Annotated in this window: 18 protein-coding genes; 10 read left to right on the top strand and 8 right to left on the bottom strand. The window is 67.1% G+C overall.

Annotated elements, in window-relative coordinates:
• Nucleotides 1–22: 22 nt before the first annotated feature.
• Complete coding sequence (gene treS, locus I1A62_RS32330; RefSeq protein WP_124394398.1) at nucleotides 23–2,212, bottom strand: maltose alpha-D-glucosyltransferase; 2,190 nt, start codon at nucleotides 2,210–2,212, stop codon at nucleotides 23–25.
• Nucleotides 2,213–2,371: 159 nt separating this feature from the next.
• Nucleotides 2,372–3,433 (bottom strand): LacI family DNA-binding transcriptional regulator, encoded by a 1,062-nt coding sequence (locus I1A62_RS32325; RefSeq protein WP_219456378.1) that lies wholly within the window; start codon nucleotides 3,431–3,433, stop codon nucleotides 2,372–2,374.
• Between the two features lie 223 nt (nucleotides 3,434–3,656).
• Between I1A62_RS32325 and I1A62_RS32320 the strand changes: the two genes are divergently transcribed.
• From I1A62_RS32320 to I1A62_RS32310, 3 genes are read left to right on the top strand one after another with little or no spacing between them, the layout of a single operon-like run.
• Nucleotides 3,657–4,322 (top strand): ThuA domain-containing protein, encoded by a 666-nt coding sequence (locus tag I1A62_RS32320; protein ID WP_219456376.1) that lies wholly within the window; start codon nucleotides 3,657–3,659, stop codon nucleotides 4,320–4,322.
• Between the two features lie 32 nt (nucleotides 4,323–4,354).
• Complete coding sequence (locus tag I1A62_RS32315) at nucleotides 4,355–6,142, top strand: thiamine pyrophosphate-binding protein (RefSeq protein WP_219456375.1); 1,788 nt, start codon at nucleotides 4,355–4,357, stop codon at nucleotides 6,140–6,142.
• Nucleotides 6,139–7,725, top strand: a complete 1,587-nt coding sequence (locus I1A62_RS32310) for a GMC oxidoreductase (protein WP_219456373.1) — start codon at nucleotides 6,139–6,141, stop codon at nucleotides 7,723–7,725. Before I1A62_RS32315 ends, I1A62_RS32310 begins: the two co-directional genes overlap by 4 nt.
• Before the next feature lie 91 nt (nucleotides 7,726–7,816).
• On the opposite strand, the gene I1A62_RS32305 is transcribed toward I1A62_RS32310, so the two are convergent.
• Nucleotides 7,817–8,413, bottom strand: a complete 597-nt coding sequence (locus I1A62_RS32305; RefSeq protein WP_219456372.1) for a short chain dehydrogenase — start codon at nucleotides 8,411–8,413, stop codon at nucleotides 7,817–7,819.
• A 72-nt stretch (nucleotides 8,414–8,485) separates the two neighbouring features.
• Nucleotides 8,486–9,937: an MFS transporter gene (locus I1A62_RS32300; protein ID WP_374710711.1), complete on the bottom strand. Its 1,452-nt coding sequence runs from the start codon at nucleotides 9,935–9,937 to the stop codon at nucleotides 8,486–8,488.
• A 135-nt stretch (nucleotides 9,938–10,072) separates the two neighbouring features.
• On the opposite strand from I1A62_RS32300, the gene I1A62_RS32295 reads away from it, so the two are divergent.
• Nucleotides 10,073–10,447: a DUF1937 family protein gene (locus I1A62_RS32295; RefSeq protein ID WP_219456368.1), complete on the top strand. Its 375-nt coding sequence runs from the start codon at nucleotides 10,073–10,075 to the stop codon at nucleotides 10,445–10,447.
• 84 nt (nucleotides 10,448–10,531) lie between these two features.
• Here the strand turns inward: I1A62_RS32295 and I1A62_RS32290 are convergent, their stop codons facing one another.
• The 4 genes from I1A62_RS32290 to I1A62_RS32275 all read right to left on the bottom strand — a co-directional run bounded on the left by I1A62_RS32290 (nucleotide 10,532) and on the right by I1A62_RS32275 (nucleotide 12,534).
• On the bottom strand, nucleotides 10,532–10,909 hold the full coding sequence (locus I1A62_RS32290; RefSeq protein ID WP_219456366.1) for a WhiB family transcriptional regulator: 378 nt from the start codon (nucleotides 10,907–10,909) through the stop codon (nucleotides 10,532–10,534).
• 125 nt (nucleotides 10,910–11,034) lie between these two features.
• Nucleotides 11,035–11,229, bottom strand: a complete 195-nt coding sequence (locus I1A62_RS32285) for a hypothetical protein (protein ID WP_219456364.1) — start codon at nucleotides 11,227–11,229, stop codon at nucleotides 11,035–11,037.
• The gene (locus I1A62_RS32280; protein WP_219456362.1) at nucleotides 11,226–12,017 is read right to left on the bottom strand and encodes an alpha/beta fold hydrolase; all 792 of its coding nucleotides are present in this window, start codon (nucleotides 12,015–12,017) and stop codon (nucleotides 11,226–11,228) included. Before I1A62_RS32280 ends, I1A62_RS32285 begins: the two co-directional genes overlap by 4 nt.
• A gap of 1 nt (nucleotide 12,018) precedes the next feature.
• Complete coding sequence (locus I1A62_RS32275) at nucleotides 12,019–12,534, bottom strand: RbsD/FucU domain-containing protein (RefSeq protein WP_219456360.1); 516 nt, start codon at nucleotides 12,532–12,534, stop codon at nucleotides 12,019–12,021.
• 278 nt (nucleotides 12,535–12,812) lie between these two features.
• Between I1A62_RS32275 and I1A62_RS32270 the strand changes: the two genes are divergently transcribed.
• The 6 genes from I1A62_RS32270 to I1A62_RS32245 all read left to right on the top strand — a co-directional run bounded on the left by I1A62_RS32270 (nucleotide 12,813) and on the right by I1A62_RS32245 (nucleotide 19,152).
• Nucleotides 12,813–13,571 (top strand): SDR family NAD(P)-dependent oxidoreductase, encoded by a 759-nt coding sequence (locus I1A62_RS32270; RefSeq protein ID WP_219456359.1) that lies wholly within the window; start codon nucleotides 12,813–12,815, stop codon nucleotides 13,569–13,571.
• 127 nt (nucleotides 13,572–13,698) lie between these two features.
• Complete coding sequence (locus I1A62_RS32265; protein WP_219456357.1) at nucleotides 13,699–15,336, top strand: GMC family oxidoreductase; 1,638 nt, start codon at nucleotides 13,699–13,701, stop codon at nucleotides 15,334–15,336.
• Nucleotides 15,333–15,842, top strand: a complete 510-nt coding sequence (locus I1A62_RS32260) for a hypothetical protein (RefSeq protein ID WP_219456355.1) — start codon at nucleotides 15,333–15,335, stop codon at nucleotides 15,840–15,842. Before I1A62_RS32265 ends, I1A62_RS32260 begins: the two co-directional genes overlap by 4 nt.
• Before the next feature lie 118 nt (nucleotides 15,843–15,960).
• Entirely contained in the window at nucleotides 15,961–16,698 is a 738-nt protein-coding gene (locus I1A62_RS32255; protein WP_218272317.1) for a GntR family transcriptional regulator, read from the top strand.
• Entirely contained in the window at nucleotides 16,691–18,511 is a 1,821-nt protein-coding gene (locus tag I1A62_RS32250; RefSeq protein ID WP_219456353.1) for a putative nucleotidyltransferase substrate binding domain-containing protein, read from the top strand. Before I1A62_RS32255 ends, I1A62_RS32250 begins: the two co-directional genes overlap by 8 nt.
• On the top strand, nucleotides 18,508–19,152 hold the full coding sequence (locus I1A62_RS32245) for a PolC-type DNA polymerase III (protein ID WP_219456352.1): 645 nt from the start codon (nucleotides 18,508–18,510) through the stop codon (nucleotides 19,150–19,152). The genes I1A62_RS32250 and I1A62_RS32245 overlap by 4 nt, the downstream gene beginning before the upstream one ends.
• Nucleotides 19,153–19,245 lie beyond the last annotated feature (93 nt).

The following is a 19,245-nucleotide window of genomic DNA, read 5'->3' as shown; positions in this document are numbered from 1 at the left end:
GTTGTCCGAGTCAAGACCCGCATCACGCCGATTCCGGCCGCACCACGACGGGGACGCCCTCGTACGGCGCGAGGGTGATCGGGAAACTGTGCAGCTCGTCCACGGCGCCGATCTGTTCGTCGGTGAACAGGTTGACCGCAGGCGAGCCCGCCGGCAGGAATTGCGACTGGACGGTCGCGGCGATCTCCTCGGACGTGAAGTTGAGGACCGTGACCTCCAAACTGGCGTCTGCCAGTTCGTGGACCATCACGAGCAGCCCCTTGTGCGACACGGTCGGCACGTCGAGCTGGACGGCGGTGGCGATGCCGAATCGGTTCCGGACGTCGATGATGCGGGCCAGCCGGCGAGCGAAGGAGGTCGGATCCTGCAGTTGCACAGGCAGACTCCCGTACAGACTGTGCCCGCGGGGAATGCCCGACTCCGACCGCTCGGCGTCCGGGTTGACGCCCATCAGGTCGTGCGCACCCCGGTTGATCCAGCGGGTGTCCCCCTCGGCGAGGAGATCGGCGACGTCCTCGGACGGCACGGGAAGCAAACCGCACAGGTCCCAGCCCGACAGTGCGAAGACTCCCGGCTGGAGTGCGTTGAACATCGCCAGCAGCAGGTGGGCCTGCTTGACGGTGTCGATGTCGGCGGCGTCCATCCGGTCGAGGTCGCGGATGCCCAGCGCGGCGGTGATGACACTGGCTGTCGTGCAGGCGATCCCATTCGTCGTGAACGTGCGGTTGTACGGCGCCCACCGCCCGGTGAGCCGCTCGCACAGGTCCTTGCGGATGCGGTCACCGAGGTCCGACCCGGTGACGGACTCCCCTCCGTAGTCGAACTCGTCGTCCTTGTGCAGCGTCGCGAAATGGACCAGCTCGAACGTCAGCTCGTCGTGGTTCTGCAGAGCGTGGACGAGCGAAGCCGCGTCGACGCCGTGATCGCGGGCGAGGTTCATCGTCAACCGGAGGAATTCGGTGTTCCCCATGACCAGCGCATGGTGGTAGGCGGGGCGATTGATGAAGTCGTACGACAGGTCGGCGCCGGTCGTGCCCATCGCCTTGATGTCGTCGATGGTGAGATTCAACTCCTGGAACGTGAATCCGCCCATCTTCCGCACGATGCTGGCGATGAGGTGATTCGCCGCCTCCGACAGCGGGTGCCCCTCCGACCAGCCGGGAAGTCCCTCGGTGCGGCGTTCCACCCCGAGGAAACCGTTGGCGTCCAAACGGAGCGCCCCTGCGCCGAGGTCCGCGATGGAATGGCATGCGTCGCCGATGACGAGGCGCATGCCCGCGAACGACGGATCGAGCCAGTTGATCGACGGCTGCCCCGCCTTGAAATAGTGCAGATACACCCACCTGCGCTCGACGCCGTCCACCCCCATCACCGCGGGTGTGACGCTCCAGTTGGTCTCCTTCACCCCGAGCTCGTAGAAGATGACGCGCTGGAGTTGCCCGATGATGTACCCGGCGCGGGCGAGTTGCGCCTCGGTGTCGGCGTCGATGTTCACCGCGTCGCGGCCTTCCGGCACGCGGGGAAGCAAATGCCAGTCCTGCTGTTCGATCTCCACCATGTGATAGATGCCGGGATAGTCGGCGTGCGCCATCTCGGCGAGCCGGAAGTCGGCGCCCTTCCCCGTGTGACCGGGGACGATGTCGTCGATGACGATGCCGTCGTACGCTGCGGCGACGACGCAGAGCTTGCGGAACTCCTCCTCGGTCCCGAACGCCGAGTCGATCTGCATGCTGATGCGGTCGAAGTGGCCGTCCACCGAGGGCGTGGCCCGCCACCCGTCGATCCCGCCGGCCTGCTTCACCGGCCCCGTGTGCACCGCCGTCACTCCGATCTCGGAGAACGCCTGCCACAGCGACTCGTCGCCGAGCGAACTCAGGAAACTCGCGCCGGGCGCCGTGATGATCGAGATCGGGTACGCCGTGAACCACACCGAACCCCGCTCCACCGCGGCCCGCGGATTGGGATCGGCATACGGGTTCTGCCACATGCTGCCCTTGCCGGACAACTGCTCCGCGATCAACTTCGCGTCGTGCAGGATCGACTGGTTGATCAGCCACTCCACGTACTTCGGGTTGTCCGGCACCGGGTCACCCGACTGCGCATCCACCCTGGCCGCGCGGCGCACCGACGGTTTCAACGGCCGCGGGCGCGCCGGGTAGAACTGCTCGTCGTAGCTGATCTCGCTGGGCTCGTGATGGATCTCGGGGTTCATGGTCCTCCGTCGTCATCTCGTCGACTCCGCCGCACCGGTCGGCTGCCCGTCCACCGTCCCACGGAAACGACCGCCCGGCACGTTGTTGATTGTTTCCACGCGTGACCCCCACGTGAGTGGGAAAGTGTGCTCGGGCACTCTTTCCCACTCACGTGGGGGTCACGATTCGCGCGGGCGGGCGGTGCTGGCGCGCACGACCAGTGATGTCTTCATCAACGACCGCGTACGGGTGCCGCCGCCCAACCGATCGAGCAGGATCGTCGCGGCCGCCCGCCCCTTCTCGACGATCGGCTGATGAATCGTGCTGAGACCGAGAAGTTCCGCGACGGGCGCGTCGTCGAAACCGATGACGGACATGTCGTCCGGCACCGACAGTCCGCGCTCGCGCAGCACCTGCCACGCCGCCACCGCGTGCACGTCGGACGTCGCCACGAGCGCGGTGGGCTGTGCGGCGTCGAGCAGGATCCGGGTGGCCTCGGCACCGGAGTCGCTGTCGATGTCGCCCGCCACCACGATGGACAGTTCCTCCACCGGAAGGTGGTGGTCGCGGGCGGCGTCGAAATAGCCGGCGAGGCGTTCGCGTGCGTTGCGCTCGGTCGCCGCACCGACGTCGGCCGCCGTGACCATCCGGCAGTCGGAGTCCTGACCGAGTTTGTCGACGATGATCCCGATGCGCCGGTGGCCCAGTTTCAGAATGTGGTCCATCTGGAGATAGGCGCCGTTCCGGTCGTCGATGGCCACGAACGGCAGTCCCGCGCTTCTGGGCGAATCGACGACGACGGCCGGGATACCCCGCGCGATGATCGCCTCGACCAGCGGATGCCCGTCCGGGACGTTGTGGATGACCACACCGTCCACGAGTCCACGCAGGACCAGCGAGTTCGGGGGCGAGTCCGCGGCGCCACCGCGCGAGGCCGGGAACAGGGTGAGGGCGATGTCGGCGGAGTTCCCGATCTCCGCGATGCCCTTCATCAGCAGGGTCACGGACGGATCCTCCAGCGCTTGCACCGGGGAGTCGGGCACGATCACTCCGACCGCGCCGATCCGTCCCGACCGCAGGCTGCTCCCGGCGATGTTCGGCCCGGCGTAGCCGAGGTCCGCGGCCACGGAGTAGATGCGTTCCCGTTGTGTCGCAGAGACCTTCGACGATTTGCTGAAGGCGTAGGAGACGGTGGCGACCGACACTCCGGCCGCCTTCGCGACGTCTTTCATCGTGACCACGTGGTACTCCCTCGTCGGCGTTCATCGGCCACGACCGGCCGTTGCACACCGAAGCGCACCAGGTGGCGAAGCCCGATCCTAGTCCGCGGTCGAGCGCTCCCCGGCGCTCCCCTCGACATCACCCATTGACAGCGCTCCAGCCGGTGATACGATTCACCATCATAAGTTAATCGTTTCACCATCCAGTTTCACCATTCCGGTTCCACCATCCATGGGAGCACTCATGACCAAGGTCCTCTACCTCTACGGCGGCTGGCCCGGCCACCATCCATACGACATCGCCGCGTGGGCACGCGAACTGTTCTCCGAGCTGAACTACCAGGTCGAGGAGTCGCAGGACATCTTCACCCTCGACCGCGACCTGACCGGATACGACCTGATCGTGCTCGGCTGGAACAACGCGCTCACCACCGAAGACCTCAGCGATTCGCAGGAGAAGAACCTGCTCGACGCCGTCGCCGCCGGAACCGGGGTCGCGGCGTGGCACGGCGCCGCCGCCGCGTTCCGGGCGAGCCTGAAGTACCACTTCCTCCTCGGCGGCGACTTCGTCGAACACCCTGCGGGAGAAGCCTTCCCGCAGCCGTACAAGGTGAGCATCACCGACCGCGAGCACGAGGTGACCGCCGGGGTCGAGGACTTCGCCGTCGCGTCCGAGCAGTACTACATGCACGTCGACCCGAACAACCGGGTCCTCGCGGAAACCGAGTTCAGCGGCGAGCACCTGCCCTGGCTGGAGGGACTGCGCAGCCCGGTGGCGTGGGTGCGGCAGTGGGGCGCCGGCCGCGTCTTCTACCACTCGATCGGCCACACCCCGGCCGACCTGTCGGAGCCGAACGTCCGCCGGCTGACCAAGCAGGGGCTGCGCTACGCCGCCCGCGTAGCGCACTGACACGACCCATCACGACACGAGGAGAAACGATCATGGCGAAATTGACCGGCGGGCAGGTAGTCGCCCAGGTCCTGAAACAGTACGGCGTCGAATACGTCACCGGCATTCCCGGCCACGGCATCTGGTCGCTCACCGACGCGTTCCTGGAGAAGGGATCCGAGATCCCGTTCATCCAGGTCTACCACGAGCAGAGCGCCACACACCTCGCGGACGGCTACTACCGGGTGTCCGGCAAGCCGATGGCCGCGGTGGCGTCGATCGGGGCGGGCGCCGCGAACACCGTGCTCGGTCTCGCGACCGCGTACAGCGACTCGACGAGCCTGCTGTGTATCACCGGCGGGCCGCCCACCCACATGCGCGGACGCGGTCTGCTCCAGGAACTCGAGCGCCACACCGACAACGGATTTCCGCAGGTCACCGACGCGGTGTCGAAGCGCAGCTGGGTCGCCACCCGCGTGGAGGAACTGCCGTTCATCATGCACCGCGCGTTCAGCACCATGCTGACCGGCCGCCCGGGACCCGCGCATATCGAGGTGCCGATGGACGTGCAGGCCGAGGCCGCCGACGTGTCGCTGCACGACCTCGCGCGACGGCTGCCGGTCGGCCTCCAGCAGCCCGACCCACTGGCGATCGACAAGGCCGTCGACGTGCTCCGTGACTCGCGTCGGCCGGTGATCGTCGTCGGCGGCGGCGCCATCACGTCCGACTCGGCCGACGAAGTGCTCGCCCTCGCCGAGGCGTGGCAGATCCCCGTGGTCACCACGTGGAACGGCAAGGGCGCGTTCCCCGAGGACCACGCGCTGTTCGCCGGCAGCGTCGGCCAGACCGGCACGATCGTGGGCAATGCCGTCGCCTCCCGCGCCGACGTGGTGATCTCCATCGGATGCCGGTTCACCGACTGGTCGTCCTCGAGTTACGCACAGGGAGTGACGTTCTCGATTCCGCCCGCCAAGCTCATCCACATCGACATCGACCCGCACGAGATCGGCAAGAACTACCCGGCCGAGGTCGGCATCGTCGCCGACGCCAAGCCGACCGTCGCCGCGATCGTCTCCTCCCTCCCCCGCAGCGGCGCCGACCGCTCCGAATACCTCGCCGAACTCGAGCAGTTGAAGGCGGAGTGGGAGGCCAAGCTCGCGGGCCGACGCGATTCCGACCGGTTCCCGTTCACCTCGCAACGCCCCCTCGGCGGCCTGCGGTCGGTGATGGAACGGGACGGCATCATCGTCGCCGGCTCCGGCAACACCCAGGGCGCCGTGAAGCAGACGTTCCCGGTGTATCACCCGCGCACGCATCTCACCTCCGGCGGATTCTCGTCGATGGGCTGGGCCGTGCCCGCCGCGATCGGCGCCAAGCTCGCCGCCCCCGACCGTCAGGTCGCGTGTGTGCTCGGTGACGGCGACTTCCTCATGACGTCGCAGGAAATCGGTGTCTGCGTGCAGCACGACATTCCGGTCGTGTTCGTGGTCCAGGACAACGCCGGCTTCATGTCCATCCGGGGCGGCCAGCGCAAGCAGACCAGCCGGCACATCGGCACCGAATTCAACCGCCCCGACGGCACCCCGTACAGCCCCGATTTCAAGGCGCTCGGCCAGTCGTTCGGCCTCGAATCGTTCCGGGTGGACGACCCAGCCGACCTCGAGAGCACATACCGGAAGGCCTTCGACTCGAAAGCGCCTGCCCTGATCGAGATCCCGACGGATCGTGACGCCGCCGGACCGTGGGTTCCCGGGTGGTGGGACTTCCCCGTCCCCGCGTACATCGCCGACGAACGTCAGGACGAGTACTGGGCGACCCGAGCCAAGGAACAGCACCTGTGAGAACCTCGGGCCACGATCAGATCGACGCGTATTCACCGCTGCGCGAGGGCGCGGTGGTCGAGGTGGGCGACTCCGACACCGTCACGGCCGATGTCGTGGTCGTCGGGTCCGGGATGGGTGGTTCGACCCTGGCGTGGGCGCTCCGGGATCGGGACGTCGACGTCCTGGTCGTCGAGCGCGGCCGGTTCCTCCCCCGCGAGGTGGAGAATTCGCAGGCCGCGGAGATGTTCCTCGAGGGCCGGTACAAGACCGCCGAACCGTGGTTCGACGGCAGCAACGGTGAGCCGTTCCAGCCCGGGGTGTACTACTGGGTGGGCGGCAACACGAAGTTCTACGGCGGCAGCCTCCCACGCTTCCGCGTCACGGATTTCGAGGAGACGCAGCACTACGACGGCATCTCACCGAAGTGGCCGTTCCGCTACGCCGAACTCGAACCGTTCTACGCCGAAGCGGAGCGCCTCTACCAGGTGCACGGCAGCGACGGCGAGGATCCGACGGAACCGCCGCGGTCGTCTCCGTACCCGTTGCCGCCGCTGCCGCACGAGCCCACGATCGAGCGTTTCGCGTCCTCGCTGCGCAAACAGGGTCTGCACCCGTTCCACACACCGAACGGCATGAACCTGACCACGCAGGAGCATCGCCGGCAGTCGACGGCGTCGGACGGCACCCCGTCGCAGACCGATCACAAGAGCGAAGCGGAGAACCGCGCACTTCGCCCCGCCCTCGAATCGGAGCGCGTGCGCCTGCTCACCGAGGCCAAGGTGACACGTCTGCTCACCGACGCGAAGGGCACGCGAATCGTCGCCGCGGAGGCCGAGTTCCGTGGCCGCACGATCCGGATCACCGCCAACCAGTTCGTCGTCTCGGCGGGCGCGGTCAACACCGCGGCGCTGCTGCTCCGCTCGGCCGACGAGCGGAACCCCGATGGCCTCGGCAACTCGTCGGGACTGCTGGGCCGGAACTACATGGTGCACAACAGCACGTTCTTCATGGGCGTCAACCCCTTCCGGACCAACACGACCGCGTGGCAGAAGACGCTGGGCATCAACGACTGGTACGTCGCAGGCCCGGACAACGAATTCCCGCTCGGCAATCTGCAGATGCTCGGCAAACTGCAGGCCTCGCACGTGAAGGGCGCACGACCCTGGGCGCCGATGTGGGCGCTGAAGGCAGTGGTGGATCGCAGTCTCGACATCTACCTCACCACCGAGGACCTGCCGGCGCGCAGCAACCGGGTCCGGGTCGACGGCGATCGGATCATCGTCGACTGGACGCCCAACAACACTGCGCCGCACCGTGAACTGGTTCGCCGGGTCTCCGCGGCGGTCCGCAGGGCAGGGTATCCGATCATCCTCACCGAACGGATGGGGATCGCGACGAACTCGCACATGTGCGGAACCGCGGTCGCGGGGACCGATCCGGCGGCGAGTGTCCTCGACCCGAACTGCCGCAGTCACGACGTCGACAATCTGTGGGTCGTGGACGGGTCGTTCTTCCCGTCGTCGGCGGCGCTCAACCCCGCACTGACCATCGCAGCCAACGCGCTGCGGGTCGCACCCCACATCGCGTCCGCCGCAGAATAACGTCGATCCGCGGCCCTTCCGATCGCGTCGCACCCCGCTGGGTGGGTGCGACACCGAGGAAGGGTCCGCGGATCGACGCTGTTATCACCGGCTATCCGAGCTCGTACACCTGCCCGGTCTGGATGCCGTGCACGGACTTGACGAAGGCGCGGGCAACGTCGGCGACGGGAACGGGCGTGAACCCCGGGAAGTAGTCGCCGTACACATCCAGGGATTCGGTCACGACGGAGGGACTGACGGCGTTGATGCGCAGTCCCCGCGGCAGCTCGGTGGCCGCGGCGGTGACGAACGATTCCAGTGCACCGTTGATCGTGGAGGCGACGACGCCGGACGCGACCGGCTCGCGGCCGAGGACACCGCTGATCAGGGTGAACGAGCCGCCGTCACGCACGTGCGGGATTCCGCGGAGGACGAGGTCGATCTGTCCGAGCAGTTTGCTGTCGAAGCCCTCCCGGAAATGATCGGTGGTGGTGTCGGCGAACACGGGGAACGGGGTGGCCCCAGCAGTAGAGACGACCGCGTCGACCGTGCCGGTCCGTTCGAACAGGGCCGTGATCGACTGCGCATCGCCGATGTCGACGCCGACCGTGGACGACCGGGACGCCACGACGACCTCGTTGCCCGGGGTCAGGGCGTCCACGACAGCCGTGCCGATGCGGCCGGTACCTCCGACGACGAGGACCTTCATTGGTGAACTCCTAGGTGTTGAAGACATTCCAGTGTCTGTAGCGGCCATGGCGCCTGATCTATTCCGGGCCCGCTATCGTCCGACCGATTCCTTCTCGTTCGGAACTGTCGCGACAAGGGAATGACTCGCACCGAGGCGCGCCTGTCGCATCACCGGTGGCCCGATGACCGCGATCACGAGCGCCAGTACTGCTGGGATCACCAGCGCGAGAGTCAATCCGGCGTGGACTACGACAGTGCCGATGAGGACCGGTCCGACAAGCAGCCCGCCGTACCCCAGCATGTTGACGATTCCGATGTTGGTGCCGCTTCGGGCCGGGTCGATGCGACCGGCTGTGGCCAGCACCAGCGGGACGATGGGAGCGAGCCCGAGACCGAAGACGAAGAGCCCAACCAGCGCGGTGTACGGATGGGGTAGCGCGAGGGTGAACGCAAGACCGAGAGCGGCCAGAAGTCCCGAGGTCGCGGTCACTGCCGTCGCTCCCCATCTCCGTGTGAGAGCGTCGCCACCGAGACGGCCGGCCAGTTGGCCGGCTGAGAAGAACGCGAAGGCGAGCGCAGCGACTGCCGTGGTGGTTGCGAGTTGTTCGTGCAGGTACTTCCCGGTCCAATCCGATGACGCCTCGCCGAGCATGGCGCACAGACCGGTGCATCCGAGAACGACGGCCAAGAGCGTGCTCGCCGGCCGTGCCGGGCTCGATGCGGCGGCCGATCCACCAGCGGATGCGCGGTTGTCGATCGCCGTGCCACCGTGGCCTTCTGCAGCCTCCGGGAGGTACCACCGGCTCAGGACGATCACCGCAACGGCGACGGCGATCCCGTTGACGGTCAGGCACAGCACCGGATCGTCGGGCGCCAGCCTCGAAAATTGGGCACTCACGAGGCCACCGACCAAGCCACCAGCGGGCCAGGCCGCGTGGAATGCGAGCATCGTCGACCGCCCGAGACGACGCTCGACTGCTACACCATGAGCATTCACGCTCGTGTCCGTCGCGCCGCGCAGAAATCCCATCGCCAACGCGGCCGCCCCCAGAGATGCTGCTCCTGTTGCGAATCCGACAGGCAGCAGCGATACGGCGTACAACGCCGCCGACAGTCGCAGCGTCCGCTTCGGCCCCCAACGGTCGACGACGCGGCCCGCCGCGATGCATCCGACTGTGGCCCCGATACCGATGTAGAGGGCAACGATCGCGTACTGGCCGTCGCTGACGTCGTTGTGGCCCTGGATCAGCGGAACGTTCGACACCCACATTGCGACGGTGTACCCGCCGAGGAAGAACGAGGCGAATGTAGCCAACCGCGCATTCCTCACCGTGCCGAGATTCCCGATCGAGTCGTCCGTTGCGTTGCGCACATGCCCTCCAGAACCGTCGATCCTTGGATATTCCTGTCGATTGTCGACAAGTATGGCCCAGGTTACATCAGCCCGAAACCGAGAGCTGGGCGACGAAGGGCCCGAACACAGAACCCTCGCGACGGGCCATGCCGAGCTACCGGAGCGAGCACCGGAGGCATTCGACAACATTGCGGCCTCTAGTTTATTGTCGACAGATCGTTCATCGCAGCGGATTTGCGCCTCGTGAAGCGCCCGCTGATTTGCCGGGGGCGATGTTCTCACACCCTGCGGGACAGTCGATCCCGCCGAATGGATAGGTTCCCCATGCGAAAGATATTTCTGGCCTGCCCGTACAGCCACGCGGACGAGCGTGTCGTCCACGAGCGATTCCTCGCCTGCAACGAGGTCGCCGCGACGATCGTCGAGTCAGGCAACGTCGTCTTCAGTCAGGTGTCGATGTCGCACCCGATCAATCTGGCCTTCAAGACAATCGACCCGAGCGAGGTCGGCAAGTTGTGGGCACCCGTCGACGCCCACTTCATGGAATCGATGGAGGAGTTGATCATTCTCGACTTGGACGGGTGGGATCGGAGTTCGGGAATCAAGCGTGAGATCGCTTTCTTCGAAAGCCGCGGCCGTCGCGTCAGCCTGTGGTCGCAGGCGTCGGACGAGTTCGTCACGGAGACCGCCTCCGCCTGAGCCAGTGCCTCGGTTCGTCCCATCACGGACGGCGGTCGGTCACCGGCCGCCGTCCACCGACGGGCATCACCGTCCGTGTACACGTCAGGCCGAAGGCTGGGACTCCCACTGCATCTGGGTACCCGGTGGGCGTGAGCGAGGAAGCACACGCAGGGCGCGGCGCCGGCGTGTCTCGTCCCGTCTCGCGCGCGGGATCATCGTCTGCCGGTCGCGCTCGGTGGTTCCACCCCACACGCCGTACGTCTCACCTGCCGTGACGGCGTGGTCTGCGCATGCTCGCCGGACGGGGCAGCCCATGCAGATTTCCTTGGCCGCTCGCTCTCGGCGGGCACGAGCAGCTCGCCCTTCCCCGTCATGCGAGTAGAACAGCTCTGTGTCCATCTGCCGGCACTGCGCATGGATCTGCCAATCCCATTCCGGAGTAATCGGTTTGGGAAGAATCAACGCCCGAATCGTGGTCATCGTCAGCTTTCCCGCCCCGATGCGGGAGGTCCGGTTTCGGACCTGCCCACGGGACGAAGACATTGTGAGGGCCGACCGGAACCGAGGCGCCTGGCCAGTGTCCGGTCAGCGGTGTGCAGTCGAAGTCAGTGGTCGACGAGTGCGCTGACACCCACCTCGAGGCTTCTCCGTCCGTCACGGGTACGGAACGGGGTGCGGGCCGCCGCCGACTCTGTGCACAGCGCCGCGGGGTCACGGTCGAGCCAGTGGTCGATCACCACCCGGATTCGTTCCCGCAACGGCCGGGGTGCCGGGCGAAACGCCTCGACCGCGGTGGTCACCGCGAACTCGCCGACAAGACGGGACGCACCGCGCTGCACCACTGGGTGGTCGCTTCGATGATCAATCCTGCGACCTCGCGGTGCGCGAGGTCGTTGGGAATGTCGTGGTAGCCACCGGGGATCGCGACGGCGCGGCACTGGTGGAGTTCGCCAGCGAACTCCGCTGCCTTACCGGGTGCGGCGAATGCGTCGTGCTCGCCGTTGATCAACAGGATCGGCATGATGAGGGCGGGAAGCCCCGTGCGGACCTTGCATCCGGCGACGGCGAGCGCGCTCCACAGGTTCGGTTCGGCTGGGGCGGTGTCGAATCCGAGCGGATCGTTCGCGAGCGCGTCGAGGTATGCCTCGTCCTTCGCCATGATCAGATCGGTGCGTCCCTCCGCCTCGGGCGGCAGCCCCCACAGCGGTGCACCGGTCATCACCAGGCCGGTGCGGCCGGTCGCGGTGCGCATCGCCAGCAGCGCCCCGGTCAACGCGCCCAGCGAGTGCCCGACGATGACGACGGGCAGGTCCGGGTGAGTGCTCGTCATGAGATCGAGCAGGATGCCGGCGTTGGACGCGAGTTCGTCGACGGAAGGGAACATTCCCGCGCGGCCGCCGGTGTGGCCGTGTCCGAGATGATCTGGGCCCCACACCTCGATGCCCGCATCGGTCAGTTGCCCGGCCAGCCGGTGGTAGTGCCCGGTGTGCTCCCCGAAGCCGTGCAGAAGCAGCACCTGGGCGTGGGGGGACCGGGCAGCCCAGTGCCGGTAGTAGACCTTGTTGCGTACGCCGTCGAAGAAGGGCACGTCACGCCTCCGGTGCGGTCGAGTCGGGGGCCTGCCCGTCGGACAGGTCGTGGAACCAGGTCGGCGACGTCAGCCACTTCAACGGGATCGGGGGGCTCGGGTAGCCGGCGACGAGGATGGTGTTCGCGTGCACCGAGTAGTCCCCGGTCTGGACGAAAACCTTGACCCGGTCGCGCAGTTGGTAGAACTCGGGCAGATAGCGCAGTTCGTGCACGTTCTCCTCCCCCACCAGTTCGGAGACGAATTTCCGACCCTCCGGGTTGGCCCGGATCATGTCCTCGGTGACGATTGCCGCCTCGAAATCTCCGGCCTCGCACAGCACGGAGAGCAGGTCACCGACCGAGGGCAGACCGGGAGCGATGCCCAGATCGATCGTCTCGACCTGCGGTGACAGCGGCACCAAACTGGCCGCCGAGGTGCCGCTGCCGGCATCGGCGATGTAGACCATCTCGCCGTGGCGTAGCTGGCTCACCACTGCCGCCAACCGCTCGTGCAACAGACGGACCTTCGGTGCCATGGATGTGTCCTCTCCTCGTGGTGGAATCGCCGCGATCCGCGGCCGGAACGACCGATCGACCTCGGCCCGTCGAACGCCGAATGTGCTCTAGTCGACAATCGACTAAAAACGTAAGCCGGGCGACGGCATCCGTCAAGAGGTGTTCGGCCCGGCAAATCGAGGCTTGACCCGGCCGCCCGAAGCACGCACACTAAACATGTCGGTCGATTGTCGACAAAGGATCAATCCCCTGCGCGGCGCGACCCGTTTCCGCGAAAACCACCCTGAAGGAGCGAACTATGGGCCAGCTGCTCGAAGGCAAGACAGTAATCATCACCGGTGCCGGAGGCGGGATCGGCCTGGCCACCGCTCTGCATCTGCACGACGAGGGCGCCCAGGTGGTCGCCACCGTCCACTCCGAGGCGAGCTTGCCGCAGTTGAAGGTGGACGACGACCGCCTGATCGGCAAGGTCGTGGACGTGACCGACGAAGAGCAGGTCAAGAGCGTTATCGACTTCACCGTGCAGACCTTCGGAAAGCTCGACGGCATCGTCAACAACGCCGGCATCCTCAAGCCCGGGACGATCCTCGACGCCAGCGTCGAGGACTTCCAGAAGACGTTCGACGTGAACGTCAAGGGAGTGTTCCTCGGGACGAAGTACGCCATCCCCGAGCTGCTGAAGGCCGGCGGCGGATCGATCGTCAACTTCGGCTCGATCAACTCGATCGGTGCGGAGAAGATGCTGACCACCTACACCGCGAGCAAGGGTGCGGTGCTGACACTGACGAAGGCGGTCGCCCTCGACTTCGGCGCGCAGGGCATTCGGGCCAACACCCTGTGCCCGGGCTTCGTCGACACCCCGCTGAACGTCCCGCACTACACCGCTCTCGGTGGCCGTGACGAGCTCGAGGCCGGGCTCCCCGACTTCCAGCCGATCGGGCGCGCCATCCTCCCCATCGAGATCGCCCACTCGGTCGCGTTCCTGCTCTCGGATCACTCCACGGCCATCACCGGCACGGCGTTCGTGGTCGACGGCGGTGTCCTCGCCGGCGCCTGATCGCCCCTTGACGTGCGGTGGAGGCCCGGAGAGCCTCGGGCCTCCACCGCATTTCCATTTGACAGCGGACGTGACGCACGCCACTATGACAAAATGTCGACAATTAGACGAAATGAGGTCGACTCCGATGACTTCCACCAGCCACGATGTCACCGAGCACGATTCCGTCGATGTGCTCGTGATCGGCGCGGGTCCGTCCGGCGCAGTGGTCACCCATACGGCCGCGACTGCCGGCCTGAACGTCCTGTGCCTCGAACAGGGCGACTGGGTCAACCCCAGCGATTTCCCCGCCAACCACCCGGAATGGGAATTGCTGATCCAGCACGACTGGGCGCACGACCCGAACGTGCGCGCACTGCCCTCCGATTATCCGGTGGATGTCCGCGACTCCGACATGTGGCCGGTGATGTTCAACGCCGTCGGGGGCAGCTCCATCTACTACGGCGCCGAGTGGCCGCGACTGCTGCCCTCGGACTTTCGGGTCAAGACCCTCGACGGCGTCGCCGACGACTGGCCGATCGCCTACGACGACCTCAAGCCGTACCACGACGAGGTCGACGCGTTCATCGGCGTGTCCGGCGTCGACGGTGACACCGCCTACCCCGACGGCCTCGAGTACCCGCTGCCGCCGCATCCACTGGGCAAGCCGGGAATGAAGGCGGCCGAGGCGGCGAACAAGCTGGGCTGGCACTGGTGGCCCGGCACCAACGCGATCCCGAGCCAGAAGAACAAGACCCTCGAGCAGTGCGGCCGCTGGGGCGTGTGCGAATGGGGTTGTCCGCAGGGCGCGAAGGCCTCGTTCGATCTGATCTACATGCCGCAGGCGCAGCAGGCCGGGGCGCAGGTGCAGACCGGGGCGCGCGTGCGCAGGATCCGAACCGACGACACCGGGCGAGCCACCGGTGCCGAGTGGATCGACCGCGAAGGCACCGTCCACTTCCAACCGGCGAAGTCGGTCGTCCTGTGCGCCAACGGAATCGGCACACCCCGACTATTGCTGCTGTCAGCGGACGAGCGCAACCCGGACGGGCTCGCCAACTCCTCCGGGCTGGTCGGCAAGAACCTGATGCTGCACCCGAACTGCACCGCGGTCGGCTACTACGAGGAGAACCTCGAGAGTTGGCGCGGCCCGGCCGGGCAGCTGATCCACTCGATGCAGTTCTACGACACCGACACCTCCCGCGGTTTCGTCCGTGGTGCGAAGTTGCACGCGCTGCCGACCCCGGGACCGCTGAACACCATCGAGACCCACCGCCAGCTCGACTTCGACGAGCTGTGGGGACCGGCCGTCCACGACGTGGCACGCGCGTCGTCGAACGGCATCCTGTGGGCGGCCAACGTCGAGGATCTACCCGAGGAACACAACCGGGTCACCCTCTCCACGGAGGAGTTCGATTCGGACGGGCTGCCCGCACCGAAGGTCGAATATCGGGTCAGCGAGAACACCCGCAAGATCCTGAAGTACACCGTCGAGCGGATGGTGGAATTGCACAAAGCGGCAGGCGCCAAGCAGATCATCACCCAGGAACTGTGGGTCGATCAGCCCGGACATCTGCTCGGCACCGCCCGGATGGGCGACGACCCGGCCAGCTCGGTCGTCGATTCCTTCGGCCGCAGCCACGACGTCGACAACCTCTACATCGCCGACGGCAGCATCTTCGTCACCTCGGGCTCGGCCAATCCGACCTGCACCATCAGCGCTCTGGCACTGCGGGTGGGCCGCAAGGTCGTCGAGGACGTCACCGCAGGAAAGGTCCAGGCATGAGTACCACACCCATCGAACTGAAGACGTCGGCGCCGCAGCGACTGTCCGTGCCGGTTCGCACGCTGCGCCCGCCCCGGCAGCTGTCCGAGGACGAGCTGACCATCCTGTTGCGGATCGCGGACAGCCTTATCCCCGAATCCGGGGAGAATCCCGCCGCCAGCAAGGCGCAGGACTATCTGCGGTATCTCGATCTGGCGCTGGCCGCCCGCGCCGACGTCTTCGACGCGGTCGTCACGGCGATCAACGATGTCGCGGACCTCCACGGCGACGAACTCCATGCACGGTTGAAGCGCATGTGGGCCGAGGACAAGTTCACCTTCGACCCGCTCTCCTCGATCGTGGCCGGCGCCTACTTCATGACCCCGCAGGTCAAGGCGCTGATCGGGTACCCCGGGCAGCACCGGGACGCGGCCGGATTCGAGGACGCCGCCAACGAGTTGTCGACCGGCATTCTCGACCCCGTGATCGAACGCGGATCCATCTACGTCTCCGCTACCGGGGAGTGAGGCCTCCAGGCCGGTCACCAGCTGATCTACTGTCGACAAGACACCTGCAACCCGAGTAGGACTGATACCACCTCGTCGAGTGAGCAACCACGAGGCCGAAGCAAGAAAGGACAACGGGATGACTCTGTCACCGAATCGTCCGGGGTCGACAGTGGGCCGCGACGAGGGGGAGATTTCCCTCGGACGGATCCAACAGCGCACCACGCCCGGCACCGTCGCCAACGTGCTGCGCACCGCCATTCTCGACGGCACCCTGGCGCCCGGCAGCCAGCTGCGGGAGGCACACATCGCGGCCGATCTGGGAGTGAGCCGGGCACCCCTCCGCGAAGCTCTGGGCATTCTCGCCGACGAAGGTCTCGTGGTGAAGATCGCCTATAAGGGTGCGTTCGTCGCCGAGGTCAGCGCCCAGGGAATGGCGGAGATCGCCAGCCTGCGCAAGCGCCTGGAACCGTATGCGATCGAGCTGGCGATGCCGAGGCTGGCAGCCGGTGGCCGCACGAAGGTCATCCGCGCGTTGCAGGACATGGCCCGCGGCGCCGACGACGGCGACATGACCCGAACCATCGACGCCCACATGAGTTTTCACCGGGTGTTCTACGAGCTCTCCGAGCACGGACTGCTGCTCGATCTGTGGCGCAGCTGGGAATCGCAGTTGCAGCTGTTCCTGTCCGCCGATCACCAGTCCTTCGCCGACCTGCACGACGTGGTCGCCGAGCACGAGCGGCTCCTGGCGATCATCGACACCGGCGACATGGACGCGATCACCCGCGAGATCGATCGTCACGTGCACGGTCCCGCATCCGCCCTGGACGCCGTCGACACCGCGCGCGAGGCCGCTTCCGCCACGCATGCGTGAGTACGTCGACTTCCTCGGCGGTCAGCCGCCGTACGACGAACTCGACTCCACCGACCTCGACGCCCTGGCACGCCTGGTCGAGGTCGAGTTCTTCCCGGCCGGGACCCGCATCATCGAGGCCGGCGAATCCCCGTTGTCGCACTTCTACGTGGTGCGCACCGGGGAGGTCGAGGTCGTCGACCGGGGACGGGTGATCGACCTGCTCGGGTCCGGGGAGACGTTCGGGCAGATCTCGGTCCTGTCCGGGCTGCCGCCGCCCCTGGACGTGCGGGCCGCCGAGGACAGCCTCTGCTACCGGTTCCCGGACCCGAGACCGATCCTCGCTCACCCCGAACGCCTGCAATTTCAGCACTACAACACCCTCGTCACCCGGGAACGCCTCACCCGGTCCGGCCTGGTGGATCAGGCACTGCGCGCCGCCCGCCACCAGATGCGACCGGCAGTATGGTGCCCCGTCGGGGCCACCGTGTCCGAGGCCGCAGCGGTGATCACCGACGCCGCCCAGTCCTACGCCCTGCTCGACCGCGGTGGGGAGATCGGGATCGTCACCGACAGCGACTTCCGGCGCGCCCTCGCGACAGCGTCGTTCGATCCGCACGCCCCCGTGACCACCATCGCCTCCTTTCCTGCCGAATCCATCGGTGCCGATGCCCTGGTGGGTGACGCCTTCCTCCGCATGATCGAGTGCGGACTGCACCACCTCGTGGTCCGGGGCGCCGCCGACCGGCCCGTGGGCGTGCTGCGGGTGGTCGACCTCGCCTCCGCCGAGGTACGCAATCCACTCGTCATCCGCCGCGCCGTGGACGACGCCCACACCATCGACGAACTCGCCGCCGCGGCCGCATTGCTGCCCGGCACCTGGGTCGAGCTGTACGACACGGGCGTGGCACCGATGCACATCGCCGGACTTCTCTCGGCGGTCGTGGACGCCCTGTTGCAGCGGCTGGTCGAACTCACCGACATCGGTGACGACCGCGTGCCCCACCGGACGTCCTGGCTGCTGCTGGGCTCGGTGGCACGCCGGGAGCCGCTCCCCCGCTCGGACGTCGACACCAGCCTGGTCTGGGAAGACCTGCCCGGAGAACGCAATCCGGCGCGGAAATTGCAGCGCTGGGCCGGGCGCGTCCTCGACAACATGGAGCGGTGCGGGCTGGAGCGCTGCGTCGACGGCGCCAATGCCACCAACCCGGAGTTCGCCCGCTCCCGCGCCGACGCCGTCTCCACCGCCACGTCGTGGATCCGCAATCCCACCCAGCACAACGCACTGCTGCTGTCGTCGATGATCGCGGACAGCCGCCCGGTGACCGGGCTGTCGCTGGGCCGCTCGGTGTCGGATGCGATGCTGGCGACCACCCGGAGCCGCGAGTACCTCTCGGCGCTGCTGCGCTACACCGTCTCGAGCCGCCCGCCGGTGGGTTTCGTCCGCAACTTCGTGGTCGAGCAGTCCGGCGCCAACCGGGGCCACCTCGACCTGAAGGCCCGCGGACTGGTCCCGATCGCCTCGCTGGGGCGGTGGATCGCGGTGGTCACCGGCGACGACCGCGGCTCGACGATTACCCGGTTGCGGCGGGGCGGCGCGTCGAACCTGCTCACACCGGACGAGACCGAGGTCCTCGTGCAGGCCTTCGAGTACATCTACGGGCTGATCCTCGGCCGGGAGATCGACGCGATTAAAACCTCCACTGCCGCGACCACCTGGGTGGCCCCGAATCAGCTCGACTCCCTGACCCGTCGTTACCTGCGGGAGGCGTTCCGCGCCGTCGCGGAGGTGCAGAATCGGCTCGAGAGCGAGTGGGTGGCGCGACTGCCATGACACCGCTCTGGAGACGAAGACGCGAGGACCCCCTGCGAACACCGTGGCGGCAGGGCGAATATCTCGTCGTCGACCTCGAGACCACCGGGCTGGACCTGAAGAAGGACACCATCGTCTCCTACGGCGCCGTCGTCATCCGGGACGGCCGGGTCATCACCGCCGAGAGCGTCTACGACCTGGTCCGCCCGCAGTCGGCAATGTCCCCGGAGGCGATCGCCGTCCACTCCCTGCGCCCGGCGGACGTCGCGGATGCCCCACCGCCGGATGCCGCAGTGCACACTCTCGCCGCCCTGATGACCGACCGGGTGGTCGTCGCACACTCGGCGTGGGTCGAGCAGGCCTTCCTCACCCGCGCGTTCCGGGACGCCGGCATCCGGTTTCGGACCCCGCTGATCGACACCGCGGCCCTGGCCCGCGCGTGCGGCACTGCGCCCGCGGGTCAGCGCGGCGACGCGGCTCTCGAATGGCTCGCCACCGCGCTGGGACTACCCGTCGTCGATCCGCACCACGCACTCGGTGACGCCGTCACCACGGCGCAGGTCTTTCTGGTGCTGGCCTCCCGCCTGAGCGGCCGCGGATACGACACCGCTCGATCCCTGGTCGATCTGACCTGCGGGGACCGGGGTCTGCTGTCCCCCTGATCGGCCTGTAACCCGGCCGAAACAACCAGTGATTGAGATCACACGGATCTATGGTAGATTGTCGACAGTTGCTCAAAGAGCGGATAGACTTCC

It is taken from the genome of Rhodococcus sp. USK10, from assembly GCF_019378875.1.
Lineage (GTDB): Bacteria > Actinomycetota > Actinomycetes > Mycobacteriales > Mycobacteriaceae > Rhodococcus_F > Rhodococcus_F pseudokoreensis.
The sequence above is the reverse complement of the archived record's forward strand: the minus strand, read 5'-3'. Positions and strand labels throughout refer to the sequence as shown.